The following is a 12,473-nucleotide window of genomic DNA, read 5'->3' on the forward strand; positions in this document are numbered from 1 at the left end:
GCGGCGCGCCCCTAAAACTTGAAGTTGATCATCTTGCGCATCACCACGATGCCCAAGGTCATCCACACCGCGCCGGCCAGAAGCATCAGGTGCCCGCGCGGATCGGTGAACATCGGCTTCATGTAGGACGGCGAGGTGACGCTGATCAGGGTGACGACGCCGGGCGGCAGGCACCCGATGATCGAGGCCGAGGCGACCGCTTCGGCCGACAGCGCCTTGATCTTCTCCTTCATCAGCTTGCGCGCGCGCAGGACGGTGGAGAGGTTGCCCAGCGCCTCGGCCAGGTTGCCGCCGGTCTTGGCCTGGATGCCCAGCACGATCGCGAAGAAGCGCAGCTCGCTGGTCGGCATGCGCTCGTACATCTTCTCCAGCGCCGCTTCGACCGGCACGCCCATGGCGATGTTCTCGGTCAGGGTGCGGAACTCGCCGCCCAGGGGCTCGGGGCTCTCCTTGCCGATGATCTTCAGGCAGTCGTGGACCGGCAGGCCCGACTTGATGCCGCGCACGATGATGTCGATGGCGTCCGAGAAGGCCTCGGTGAACTTCTTGGTGCGGCTCTTGGCCAGGAAGCCCAGGACCCAACGCGGCAGGCCCAGGCCGGCGGCGAAACCGCCCCCCAGCGCGATCAGCGGATTCTGGCTCAGCACCAGCAGCACCAGGGCGACGATCAAGGCCAGCGCGCCGCTGACGATCCAGAACATCTTGACGTTCTCGCCCAGGCCGGCGGCCAGCATCCGCGCGCTGATGCTCAGCGTGGCCTTCTTCTGCTTGCGCTCCTGCTCCTTGAGCGCCTTGAGGATGTTCTGTCGGCGGGCGTCGGGGGTGTTGGCGGCGGCCTTGGCGCGCACGGCGACCTGGCGCTCGCCGCCCCCGGCGATCATCTGGGCGCGCTTGGCGGCCTTGGCCTGGCCGCTGTCCCCGCCGGCGAAGGCGAAGCCCAGGCCCGCGATGGTGATGAAGCCCAGGATGCCGGCGATCACGAACAGCATCGTCTACTCCGCCGCGTCGAGGGCTTCGGCCAGCTCGCGCTCCAGGCCGTAATAGCGGGCGCGGTCCCAGAAGCGCGGGCGGGCGATACCGGTCGAGCGGTGCTTGCCCACGACCTTGCCGTGCTCGTCCTCGCCGGTGATCTCGTAGACGAACAGGTCCTGGGTGACGATCACGTCGCCTTCCAGGCCGACCACCTCGGTGATGTGGGTGATGCGGCGACTACCATCGCGCAAGCGCGCCGCCTGGACGATGACGTCGACCGAGCCGACGATCATCTCCTTGATGGTCTTCGAGGGCAGGCCGTAGCCGCCCATGGTGATCATGCTTTCGATACGGCTGATGGCTTCGCGCGGGCTGTTGGCGTGCAGCGTGCCCATCGAGCCGTCGTGGCCGGTGTTCATGGCCTGAAGCAGGTCGAACGCCTCCGGGCCGCGGACTTCGCCGACGATGATGCGTTCGGGACGCATCCGCAGGCAGTTCTTGACCAGGTCCCGCATGGTCACCGAGCCGGAGCCTTCCAGGTTCGGCGGACGGGTTTCCAGGCGCACCACGTGCGGCTGCTGCAGCTGCAGTTCGGCGGCGTCCTCGCAGGTCACGACCCGTTCGGTGGGGTCGATGAAGGCGGTCATGGTGTTGAGCAGGGTGGTCTTGCCCGAACCCGTACCGCCCGAGATGACGATGTTGCAGCGACAGGCGCCGATGACGCCCAGAACCCGCGCCCCTTCCGGGCTGATGGAGGCGTACTCCACCAGGTTCTTCATGGTCAGCTTGTCCTTCTTGAACTTCCGGATGGTCAGGGTCGGACCATCTAGAGCCAAGGGGGGCGCGATGACGTTGACGCGGCTGCCGTCGGGCAGACGGGCGTCGCAGATCGGCGAGCTTTCGTCGACGCGGCGGCCGACCTGGCTGACGATCCGCTGGCAGATGTTCATCAACTGCATGTTGTCGCGGAAGCGGACATTGGTCAGCTGGACCTTGCCGCCCACTTCGATGAACACGCGGTGGGCGCCGTTGACCATGATGTCGGCGATGTCGTCGCGGGCCAGCAGGGGCTCCAGCGGACCGTAGCCGAGGACGTCGTTGATGATGTCCTGGACCAGCGTCTCCTGCTCGGCCACCGACATCGAGACGTTCTTGATCGCCACCAGCTCGGCGACGATGTCGCGGATCTCCTCGGCGGCCTGCTTCTGGTCGAGCTGGGCCAGCTGGCTCAGGTCGATGGTGTTCAGCAGAGCGTTGAAGATAACGGTCTTGGTGGCGTGGTAGTAGTCGCTCTGCTCACGGACGATGTTGGTCGTCTGGGCGGCGGCGACCCCTTGCGCGGCGCGCAGCTGGTCCAGGCCTGGCGTCGCCTTGGGGGCGGGGCCGGCTTTGGCGGGGCTGACGACCTTGGGCGGAGGCGCGGTCGGAGCGGCGGCGGGCTCGACCCGCTGCGGACGCGTGGCGATGGCCGCGCCGCCTGTCGGAGCGGGGGGCGGTGCCTTCTGTTCGGCGGGGGATGACCGATCACGCTTGCCGAACATCTACTTCTTCTTGAACAGGCCCGAGAGCATGGAAGACTTCTGCGAGGGCGGCGGCTCGCGGCGGCTGATCAGGCGGGCCAGGTGCTCCAGGCCCTCGGCGGCCTTCGACTTGGGCGCCACCTCGGCCAGCATCTGGCCGTTGTTGGCCGCTTGGCCGTAGGGCTTGGGATCGAACGGCAGCACCAGCGAGGGCTGGATGCCCAGGGCCTCGCCGAAGTCCTTCACGGGGATCTCGGGACGACCGGGCACGCCGACCTGGTTCAGAACCAGGCGCGGCGGCGCGTCGTTGGGACGCGAGCCCCTGACCAGGTCGATGATGTTCTTGGCGTTGCGCAGGGACGCCAGGTCCGGCGTCGCCACCACGACCAGATCGTCCGAACCGACCAGCACCCGGCGCGTGGCGGCGTTCCAGGTGTGCGGGATATCCAGCACCACGAAGGGCGCGGCGCCGCGAATCTTCTGGGTCGCCTCCTCATAGGCGTCGGCGCCGATGTCGTAGTCGTCGTCCAGCGTGGCCGGGGCGGCAAACAGGCTCAGGCGATCGCCGCAGCGGACCATCATGCGGTCCATCAGCACCGGGTCCAGGCGATCGGGCTGGGTCAGGGCGTCCAGGACGCCTTGCAGCGGATCCTGGTTGAAGTCGAGGCCGGCGGTGCCGAAGGCCAGGTCCAGGTCGACCAGCACCGTGGCCGTCTGCATCTTCTCGGCCATGGCCCAGGCGAAGTTGTGCGAGAGCGTCGAGGCGCCCACGCCGCCCTTGGCGCCGACGAAGGCGATCTGGCGGCCGATGAACGGCGCAGATGGATCGGCGTAGAGGCCGCCGACGGCGCGGATCATCTGCAGCGGCGAGAGCGGCTGGGTCAGGTACTCGCTGACCCCGCGGCGCATCAGCTCGCGATAGAGGGCGATGTCGTTGGTCTGGCCCAGCACGACCACCTTGGTGCCCGGGTCGCAGACCTGGGCCAGGCTGTCGAGCAGGTGCAGCAGGCGCTGGGCGCCGTCGATCGCCTCGACCATGACCAGCGAGGGGGTCGGCTGGTTCTGGTAGTAGTCGACGGCCGCTTCCAGCCCGCCGTCGCGGACGATGGTCGAGGTCCGGGCCATCCGACGGTCGGCGGCGGCGTGCTCGACCATGGCCGCCGTTTCCGGCCGGGCGCAGAAGGCGTGGATGGTGATCCGCGGAATCGTCGCGTCACCCAGGCCGCCGTCCGAGATCGGCTCGTGATAGACCGGCGCGGCCGGCGGCGCGATCTCGGCGATGCCGAGGTCGTCGTCTTCAAAGGCGGCGACGGCCGGTTGCGGCGCGCGCGGCGGCGCGGACGGGCGCGGCTGTTGCTGAGGCGGCGGGGCGGCGCGTTGCGCTTGCGGCTGGGCCTGCGGGGTCGGACGCGTGGCCTGGGGCGCACGCGGCTGCGCGGGCTCGGGGCGGGCCGGCGGGAAGTCGGCGAACGGGTCGTCGAAACCACCCACCGTCGGGTTCAGCGACGGCGGCGCGGACGCGCGCCAGGGATCGGACGCCCCGGTGGTGAACTCGTCCGCGGCGTCAAAGCCCAGGTCGAAGGGATCGTTGTCGGACGGCCGCATTACGGGATCGCCTTCGAGATCGAGCCGCTGGCCTGCTCGTCCTTCTTGGAGCTCGTCACATCGCCCTTGCGATAGAGCCCGAGCACGGTCTCGCGACGGCCGTTGTCGATCGGCGTGGTGTCGCGCGGGCGGATCAGGTCCTCGGGATTGGCGACCTGGGCGGCCAGGTTGGCGGCCAGGGCGCAACCGAAGTTGTCATACGGCTGGTTGTTGCGGGTGGCGGCCAGGTTTTCCCAATGCTGGCCGCACTTCAGCTTCTCGGCCTCGTAGCGCAGGAAGCCGACGCGGATGGTGTCGTCGTCGGGACCGGTCGGGTTGAAACCGACGACCCGCACGCGCGAGCCCGGCGCGCCGAGGGTGACCAGGCGGTCGCGGATCTGGGTCGCCATGGCGCCGGCGGTGTTGGGCGAGGTCACCACCAGCTCGCGCGCCTCGGCCTGCAGCCAGCGGCCCATCAGGGCTTCCAGCGCGGCGGACTGATTGGACGACAGGCCCGTGGCGTGGGGAGCCAGCACGATCTCGTCCGGCGCGGAGGTGACCTTGATGCGGTCCATCCACTGCTGGGTATCTGTGGCGGCGGTCTTCGACGGGCCCTGGTCGGGCGGCGTCGAGGCGCAGGCGGCCAGGCCGGACAGGGCCAGGACCATCAGGACGGATTTGACGGAGAGGTTAAGCGTCATGGCTGCGTCCTACTCGATCACATAGCCGACGGGGCCCTGGTACGCGCGCCCCGCGTTCGCGCCGACCGGCGCCTTGACCACCTTGTTGAGACGACCCAGCAGGACCGTGCTCATGTCGTTGGCGAACTCCAGGCCGTCGGCCGGCGTCTGCAGGTTCTGCGGACGGGTCGGGTCGACGATGTACGGGGTGACGATGATCACCAGCTCGGTCTGGCCGTTCTGGAAGTCGCGCGACCGGAACAGCGTGCCCAGGATCGGCATCGAGGTCATGCCCGGGATCGAGTCGATCGTCTGCTTGGTCGTCTGCTGCAGCAGGCCGGCGATCATCAGCGAGCCGCCCGACGGGATCTCGACGGTCGTCTCGGCGCGGCGCACCGACAAGCCGGGAACGACCAGGGCCGCGGAACTTCCGCTGCTCAGCGAGAACGCGCCCAGGCTGGACAGCTCGGAGACCTCGGTCGAGATCTTCAGCGAGATGCGGCCGCCCGACAGCACCACCGGGGTGTAGCCCAGGCCCACGCCATACGGCTTGAACTCAATGGCGATCCGGCCGGTCTGGTCGCTGCCGGTCGGGACCGGGAATTCGCCGCCGACCAGGAAGTGGCCGGCCTCGCCGGACACGGCCGTCAGGTTCGGCTCGGCCAGGGTGCGCACCAGGCCCACACGCTCGAACGCCTGGACCATGCTCTTGGCCTGGTTCAGGCCGGTGCTGCCAGCGACGTTCCGGATCGTCGACAGCGGATCCTTGGGGTCGACGAAGTCGTAGGCCTTCAGCGTTTCGGAGGTCGTGCAGACCCCGTTCGAACAGCTGGTCAGCGGCACCTTCACGTCGCGCGAGATCACCGGCGCCTTGGTGGTGTCGCGGCTGTAGCCGCCGGTGACGCCGCCCAGCAGGCTGCCGTTGACGCCATAGGTCGGCGTGATGCCGAACGAGAACTGGTCCTGGCCCAGCTGGCCCATGATCGCGTTGAGGTCGAAGCCCAGCTGCTTGATGACGTTGCGCTGCACCTCGATGATGCGAACCTGCAGCATCACCTGGTCCTTGCCAGCGATGGTCAGCATGTTCAGGACGTTTTCCGGCTTGCCGGCGAACTGGGTGGCGATGCGCGTGACCGCGTCGGACTCCGCGGCGTTGCGCACGGTGCCGGTCAGGATGACGCTGTCGCGGATCGGCTGCACCTGGATCCGGGCGTCGGGCAGGACCCGCGCCAGGGTGGCGGAAAGCTGCTCGACCGGCTGGCTGACGCGGATGTTCAGCGACACGATCCGGCGGCCGGCGGCGTCGAAGAAGGCCGCGTCGGTGACGCCCTCGGTCAGGCCGACCACATAGATGCGGCGCTTGTCGCGCAGGACGGCGTCGGCCACGATCGGGTTGGTGACCAGCAGGTCGCGGACGTCGCTGGGCAGCTCGATGACCGCCGACTTGCCCCGGGCCAGTTCGACCGTCGCGGCGCTCTGATCGGCGGTCAGGACGATGCGGGTCACCTGCTCGCCGGCCGGCGCGGGGGCCAGCGGCATGACCGGCGGCGGCAGCGGAGCCGGACGCGAGACGCGCGCGGCGGGGCGATAGACGTGCGAGCCGCCGATCGGACCGTCGGCGAAGGCCGGCGCGGTCGAGGACAGGCCCAGCAGGACGGCCAGGTGGACCGTCGCGATACGACGCTTCAGGGACATTTCTGCTTTCACCGGGCGGCTCACGGGCGCACCGAGACGTTGGAGGTCTGGCCGCCCCGATTGATGCGGACGGTGGAGTCCACGGCCGTCCTGCCGACGACGCCCGAGGGGCCGCCGAGATCGGTATAGGCGCGCAGGGCCAGGGTCACCGGACCGCCGGCCTTGGCGCGGGTCAGGGCCTCGGCCTCGGCCGGGCCGACCTCCAGGGTGGCGGTGGCCGCGACGATCGACTTGGCGTCCTTGTCGGCGGACGTGGACTGGTCGAGGGCCAGGACGCGGATGTTCTGCAGGACCGTCTCGGCCACGACGACGCGAGTGCCGGCGCCACTGTCGCCCGGAGCGGCGGCGGGGCCATCGTGGGTCACCAGCACGTCGACGCGGTCGCCGGGCAGGACGAAGCCGCCGGCCGCGGTCTCGGACGTGACCGGCACGGCCATGGCGCGCTTGCCGGGGGTCAGGACGACGGACAGGTAACCGCCCTCGCCGCCCCGCACGATCTTGCGGTTGGTGATCGGTTCGCTGGCCAGGATCGGGTCGCGAACGATCGCGCCCTCGACGATCTTGGCGGGGTCGCCGCCGATCATCTGGTCGGCGGCGCCGCTGACGGCGGCCTTGGCGGCCTCGACCTTGCCGTTCGGCGCGGTCGGAGCGGCGCCGTTGGTGATGAAGGCGGGGCTGATGGAGTCCGAAGGCCAGGCCTGCCAGGCGACGTCGGCGGCCACCAGGCGCGTGCCGATCGGCAGGTCGCGCTTGGCCACCAGGACCTGGGTCATCGGCTTGCCCGGCGCGGCGGGCGCGGCCACGGCGGCCGGAACGACCGGCTTGCCGCCCAGCGCGCGCTGCAGGACCACGGCCAGGCCAATGGCCGAGACGGCGGCGATCAGGACGATCAGGAGGCGAACGGGGCTCATGCGCGGGCTGGAACTCTAGGGTGAGCCGCACGGCCGCCGGTCCGGCGAGCACGCACGATTCGTCAGTCAGCCTTTCTGGCCACGCTCCATGCTCACCCGCGCATGGTTAACGGCTGCTAAAAGTTTTCACCGTTCGGTAGGGACTGCGCGTGGCAGGGTGTCGCGGGATGAGTCAGCGCGCGGCGCGGCTCAACCCGAACGAGTCTCAGGTGAGGGCGGCGGCGGCCAGGGCGCCATGCGGAAACGCCCACAGGGCGCCGGCGGCGATGGCGACGCCATACGGCAGGTCGCCGTCCTTGGCCGCCAGCTTGCGCAGCCAGGCGGGCCCGCCGGCCACGGCCGGGACCAGATAGCCCGAGCGCAGGGTCAGGATGGCCAGGGTCAGGACCCCGCCCGCCAGGCCGGTATAGACCAGGAACATGAAGGCTCCGGGCCAGCCCATCCACAAGGCGCAGACGGCGAACAGCTTGCCGTCGCCCCCGCCGATCCAGCCGGCGGCGAACATACCCATTCCGAGGACGAGAGCGCCGAGGCCCACGGCCAGGCAAAGGCCGATCTGGGCCAGGGGCGCGCCGCTGACCAGGGCGGCCGGAACGAAGGCCGCGATCAGGGCCAGCGAGATCCAGTTGGGGATCGTGTAGCTGATCAGGTCCTTCAGGCCGCCGATAATGGCCAGGACCGGAAAGATCAGCAGCAGCGGGATCTGGATAGCTTGCATGCTCTGGCGCCTTCTCGAATCCCCGTGGGGGACCCCTTCCGTACGGTTCATTCTGGGACGGACGGATGAAGCAATCGTTTCCCGCGAACCCGACCTTCCAAACAAAGAAAAGGGCCGAGGCTTGCGCCTCGACCCTCTTCTTTTCGAGTGTGTAGCTAAGGATCAGGTGCCGCCGGCGGCCGAGACCTTGTCGGCCACGCTCTTGAACTTCGAGTTCAGGTTGGTGCCGAGGACGCTGACGCCCGAGATGATCACGACGGCGATCAGGGCAGCGATCAGGCCGTATTCGATGGCCGTGGCGCCCGATTCATCCTTCAGAAAGCGAGTGACAAACTTGGTCATGAGTAGATCTCCTAAAGTCAGAGCTGGTTGATTTGAGGCTTCAAGCCGGCTCGACTTGCTAACCCCCGAAAACACGATCAATTTGGCCCACCTCACTTAATGGCCAGTAAACACCGAATAGTTTTCAGAGATTTTCTTTTGGTTTATTTGTATTTACCGTTATCTGCTCTTAACCATGGACGCGGCAAACGCGATCAAACCCTTCTGAATCAATGACTTTCTCAAGCGACGCTTGGACGCGGACGGCCCGGCTTTAGTCTTTTGTTGACCAAACTGACCGATGTTGAGGGACGTTCGGATCCCAGATCGGAAACCTCATGCGCCGCCTATCCCTCGCCATCGCCGCCGTCCTGACCCTCGCGGGCGGGGTCGCCAGCGCCCAGACGGGCCTCCTGCCAGTGAAGGCGACCTCGGCCGACCTGTCGCTGGCGGCGGGTGAAGCCACCTCCATGAGCGTGGGCGGGGTGGTGCGTGACGTGGTGATCGCCGATCCCACCATCGCCGATGTCAGCATCGTCAACGAGCGCACCCTGGTCGTGATGGGCAAGCGCCCGGGCGTCACCACCGTGATGGCTTTCGGAGCCGGCGGCGCGACCCTGACCAGCCGCCATGTGGTCGTCTCGGAGATCGGCGACGGCGGCGTGACGGTCTATCGCGGCGCAGCGGCCAACAACTACGCCTGCGGCGCGGCCCGCTGCACGCGTGTCGGCGGCGCTAGCGCCTCGGGCCCGACCTCGGGCACGCCGTAAGCCCCCTCACGTACGCGGGCGCGCGCTCTAACCAGTTGGTAGGATCGTTCGGCTAGGGTGGCGGACGATTGTTTCGAGGTCCGCGCGCCGCATGGCCCACCACCACATCCTCGCTCGCGCCCGACGCCGGCTGGCCCGCTTCGCCAGCCGCTTCACGCGCGCCGAGCAAGGAGCCACGGCGGTCGAGTTCGCCCTGGTCTTCATGCCGTTCCTGATGCTCATCTTCGCGATGATCGAGCTGGGACTGGTGTTCCTGGTCTCATTGCTGCTCGAGAACGCCATCATCGACGTGGGCCGCACCATCCGCACCGGCGAGCTCCAGACCACCGGCGGCACGGCGGCCACCTTCAAGACCGCCGTGTGCAACAAGATCGGCGCGATCGGCTCGACCAGCTGCGCCAGCGCCCTGCAGCTCGACGTGCGCACCTACGCCGATTACTCCACCAGCAGCACCTCGGGCCTGGCCACCGCCACGGTGCCCACCACCATGCAGTGGAATCCCGGAACCTCCGGCTCGATCGTCCTGATCCGCGCCTACTACACCTGGCCGCTGGTCACGCCGCTGCTGCAGACCGGCCTGCAGAACGCCAACGGCAGGCGGATCATCTACGCCGCCACCGCCTTCACCAACGAGCCGTACGAACCATGACCCGGCGTCCGCCCCGTTTCCGGAAGACGGTCTCCCTGGGGAGCTTCTCCCTGAAGTCCTTCTGGCGCGACCGCCGCGGCGTCTCGGCCATCGAGTTCGCACTGATCGCCCCGGTGCTGGTCCTGATGTACTGCGGCTTCGCCGAAACGACCCAGGCGATGATGGCCCAGCGCCGGCTGTCGAACATCACCTCGCAGATCGGCGACCTGGTGGCCCAGGGCACCCAGACCGGTCCGTTGAAGATGACCGACATCTTCAACATCGGGAACCTGATCATGGCCCCCTACCCGACGGCCTCGCTTAAGATGTGCGTCTACAGCGTCATCTCCGACGCGACCGGCAAGGACACGGTCGACTGGGTCCAGACCAATCCGGCCGGCGTCGGCATGACCAATTGCCCGGCCAAGAACGCCATCGTCACCAATATCGACGTCGGCGTGCTGCCGGCCAGCCAGAGCGTCATCGTCGCGCGCGCCAGCTACGACTACACCTCGCCGATCAAGCTGGTCATGCCCACCACCATGACCTTCAAGCGCAGCTACTATCTGCGTCCGCGCCGAACCGACTCGGTCTCCTGGGTCAGCACACTGTAGCGAACCGCTCGACCTGCAGGTTGGGCGCGAAGACACGGTCACCCAGCCGCGAGAGCGGGCGCACGCCGATCAGGCTGTTGGTCAGGAAAACCGCCTCGGCCCGGTCCAGCGCCTCGATCCCGACGGCGACCTCCTCCACAGCCTCCAGCGCCATCACACGCGCCCGGGTGATCCCGGCCAGCACGCCGCAGTCCAGGCGCGGGGTGAACAGACGCCCGTCTTCTATCCAGAACAGGTTGGCCGCCCCGGCGCAGGCGATCTCGCCGCGATTGTTCAGCATCACCGCCTCGTCGGCGCCGGCGGCCTTGGCCTCGGCCCGGGCCAGGACATTGTCGAGATAGCTCAAGGTCTTCAGGCGCGAGGCGGGCGAGCCCTCGTTGCGGCGCGTGGCGGCGACGATGGCGCTGGCCGGCGCAGCGGGCGGCGTCGAGGGCGCGGCCGCGGCGAACAGGCGCGGCAGCGGCGCGGCCGGGCGATCCAGCCCCCGGCCGCCAGAACCGGCGGTCAGGGTCAGCCGCACGGCGAACCGGCCAGCGGCCGGAGCCGCCTCGCGAACACACCGCTCAGCCTCGTCGCGGTCGAACGGCAGGCCCAGCACGGCGCAGCCGGCGGCCATGCGGTCGAGATGGGCGGCCGGATGCAGCAGCGCGCCGTTAAGAGCCAGCATTGTCTCGAACAGGCCATCGCCCAGCAGCAGACCGCGATCATCTAGAGGCAGGGCGTTTTGGGGGATCATTCCGTCAGGGCCCTCTTCAACGCGGCGATCTTGGCCTCGGTCTCCAGGCGCTCGCCGCGCGGGTCGCTGTCGGCGACGATCCCCGCCCCCGCGCGCGCCTCCAGGGTCCAGCCTCCGCCGTCCTCGACCAGGCCGACCGTACGGATCAGCACGCTGGAGTCGAACGCCCCGTCGAAGCCGGCCCAGAACAGGCTCCCGCAATAGGGTCCGCGCGGCGGCTCCAGGCCGGCGATGACCTTCATCGCCTGGACCTTGGGCGCCCCGGTGATCGAGCCCGGCGGGAAGCTGGCGCGCAGCAGGTCGGCGACCGTGCGTCCGCCGGCCAGCTGGCCGGTCACCGTCGAGACCAGATGGTGCACGTTGGCGAAGCTTTCGACCTTGAACAGCTCCGGCGCGCGGACGCTGCCTGGCGGGCTGACCCGGGCCAGGTCGTTGCGCATCAGGTCGACGATCATCAGGTTCTCGGCCCGGTCCTTGTCGCTGGCCAGCAGCTCGGCGACCAGGGCCTTGTCTTGGGCGGCGTCGCGGCCACGCGGACGTGTGCCCTTGATCGGCTGGGTCAGGATCGCGCCGTCCGCCCCGACCTTCAGAAAGCGCTCCGGCGAGTTGGAGACCAGCGCCCGGCCCGGCTGGCGCAGATAGGCCGAGAACGGAGCCGGGCTCTGGCTCCGCAGCCGCGTGAACAGGTCGAACGGATCGGCGCCGGCGGCGAGCAGTCCGGTCCAGGCGCGGGCGATATTGGCCTGGAAGATCTCGCCGGAGAGCACGCGCGAAACCACCTCGGCCACAGCGGCCTCATAGGCGTCGCCGTCGGAGGCGGTGAGGTCGGGGCACAGCGGCCCTTCGAACGGCGGACGATCGGCCGACGCGTCCAGCCAGGCCAGGGCCTCACGGGCGCGGGCGCGCGCCTCGGCGTCCGTCTCGCCCCGGCCGACGGCGACGACCTGCCGGGCGTGATGATCGAAGGCCAGCAGGGCCGGATAGCGGGCGCAGCTCAGGTCCGGCCAGGCGGAGCGGGAAAGGCCCAGGCGCTCAACGCGGTCGCCCAGTTCGTAGGACGCCAGGCCGACGACGCCGCCCTGGAACGGCGGGCCGTCAGGGTCGCTCGGCTGGCGGGGACCGGTCAGGTCGGCGAGCGCCGCGAACGGGTCGGCGGCGTCTTTGGCGGTAAGCTCGAAGGTCGCGTCGGGCTGGCGCAGCAGATACGACCACCGCCCCGCTCCGCCCGTGATCAGCGCACAGGCGTATGGCTCATCCCGGAACGGGGCCAGCGCCCACACCGGCTCGCGCCAGGGGGCGGTGATGAGGGCGACGCGGCGCATGG

The 12,473-nt window shown here is 69.1% G+C and carries 13 protein-coding genes; 3 read left to right on the top strand and 10 right to left on the bottom strand.

Annotated features, from left to right (window positions below; translation table 11 throughout):
• Nucleotides 1-11: 11 nt before the first annotated feature.
• The 8 genes from CSW62_RS20180 to CSW62_RS20215 all read right to left on the bottom strand — a co-directional run bounded on the left by CSW62_RS20180 (nt 12) and on the right by CSW62_RS20215 (nt 8,422).
• Nucleotides 12-989, bottom strand: coding sequence for a type II secretion system F family protein (locus CSW62_RS20180; protein ID WP_099580921.1), 978 nt, complete (start codon nt 987-989; stop codon nt 12-14).
• A 3-nt stretch (nt 990-992) separates the two neighbouring features.
• A complete protein-coding gene (locus CSW62_RS20185) occupies nt 993-2,513 on the bottom strand; it encodes a CpaF family protein (protein WP_099580923.1) in 1,521 nt (506 codons plus the stop codon).
• Nucleotides 2,514-4,097, bottom strand: a complete 1,584-nt coding sequence (locus CSW62_RS20190; protein ID WP_099580926.1) for a CpaE family protein — start codon at nt 4,095-4,097, stop codon at nt 2,514-2,516.
• Nucleotides 4,097-4,777: a CpaD family pilus assembly lipoprotein gene (locus tag CSW62_RS20195; protein WP_099580928.1), complete on the bottom strand. Its 681-nt coding sequence runs from the start codon at nt 4,775-4,777 to the stop codon at nt 4,097-4,099. The genes CSW62_RS20190 and CSW62_RS20195 overlap by 1 nt, the downstream gene beginning before the upstream one ends.
• A 9-nt stretch (nt 4,778-4,786) precedes the next feature.
• Nucleotides 4,787-6,451: a type II and III secretion system protein family protein gene (locus tag CSW62_RS20200; RefSeq protein ID WP_099580930.1), complete on the bottom strand. Its 1,665-nt coding sequence runs from the start codon at nt 6,449-6,451 to the stop codon at nt 4,787-4,789.
• A gap of 20 nt (nt 6,452-6,471) precedes the next feature.
• Nucleotides 6,472-7,362, bottom strand: coding sequence for a Flp pilus assembly protein CpaB (cpaB, locus tag CSW62_RS20205; RefSeq protein WP_099580932.1), 891 nt, complete (start codon nt 7,360-7,362; stop codon nt 6,472-6,474).
• Between the two features lie 205 nt (nt 7,363-7,567).
• Nucleotides 7,568-8,080: a prepilin peptidase gene (locus CSW62_RS20210; RefSeq protein WP_099580934.1), complete on the bottom strand. Its 513-nt coding sequence runs from the start codon at nt 8,078-8,080 to the stop codon at nt 7,568-7,570.
• A gap of 162 nt (nt 8,081-8,242) precedes the next feature.
• Nucleotides 8,243-8,422 carry a Flp family type IVb pilin gene (locus CSW62_RS20215; RefSeq protein ID WP_099580936.1) on the bottom strand — a complete coding sequence of 60 codons (180 nt, stop codon included), beginning with the start codon at nt 8,420-8,422 and terminating at the stop codon, nt 8,243-8,245.
• Nucleotides 8,423-8,739: 317 nt separating this feature from the next.
• On the opposite strand from CSW62_RS20215, the gene CSW62_RS20220 reads away from it, so the two are divergent.
• The 3 genes from CSW62_RS20220 (at nt 8,740) to CSW62_RS20230 (ending at nt 10,413) form a co-directional block, all read left to right on the top strand.
• Nucleotides 8,740-9,171, top strand: a complete 432-nt coding sequence (locus tag CSW62_RS20220; RefSeq protein ID WP_099580938.1) for a pilus assembly protein N-terminal domain-containing protein — start codon at nt 8,740-8,742, stop codon at nt 9,169-9,171.
• Between the two features lie 91 nt (nt 9,172-9,262).
• On the top strand, nt 9,263-9,820 hold the full coding sequence (locus tag CSW62_RS20225) for a TadE/TadG family type IV pilus assembly protein (RefSeq protein WP_099580940.1): 558 nt from the start codon (nt 9,263-9,265) through the stop codon (nt 9,818-9,820).
• A complete protein-coding gene (locus CSW62_RS20230) occupies nt 9,817-10,413 on the top strand; it encodes a TadE/TadG family type IV pilus assembly protein (protein ID WP_099580942.1) in 597 nt (198 codons plus the stop codon). The genes CSW62_RS20225 and CSW62_RS20230 overlap by 4 nt, the downstream gene beginning before the upstream one ends.
• On the opposite strand, the gene CSW62_RS20235 is transcribed toward CSW62_RS20230, so the two are convergent.
• Nucleotides 10,400-11,149, bottom strand: a complete 750-nt coding sequence (locus CSW62_RS20235) for an aminotransferase class IV (RefSeq protein WP_099580944.1) — start codon at nt 11,147-11,149, stop codon at nt 10,400-10,402. The genes CSW62_RS20230 and CSW62_RS20235 overlap by 14 nt on opposite strands.
• On the bottom strand, nt 11,146-12,471 hold the full coding sequence (pabB, locus tag CSW62_RS20240) for an aminodeoxychorismate synthase, component I (protein WP_099580946.1): 1,326 nt from the start codon (nt 12,469-12,471) through the stop codon (nt 11,146-11,148). The genes CSW62_RS20235 and pabB overlap by 4 nt, the downstream gene beginning before the upstream one ends.
• Between the last annotated feature and the right edge of the window lie 2 nt (nt 12,472-12,473).

Source organism: Caulobacter sp. FWC2, from assembly GCF_002742625.1.
Taxonomy (GTDB): Bacteria; Pseudomonadota; Alphaproteobacteria; order Caulobacterales; family Caulobacteraceae; genus Caulobacter.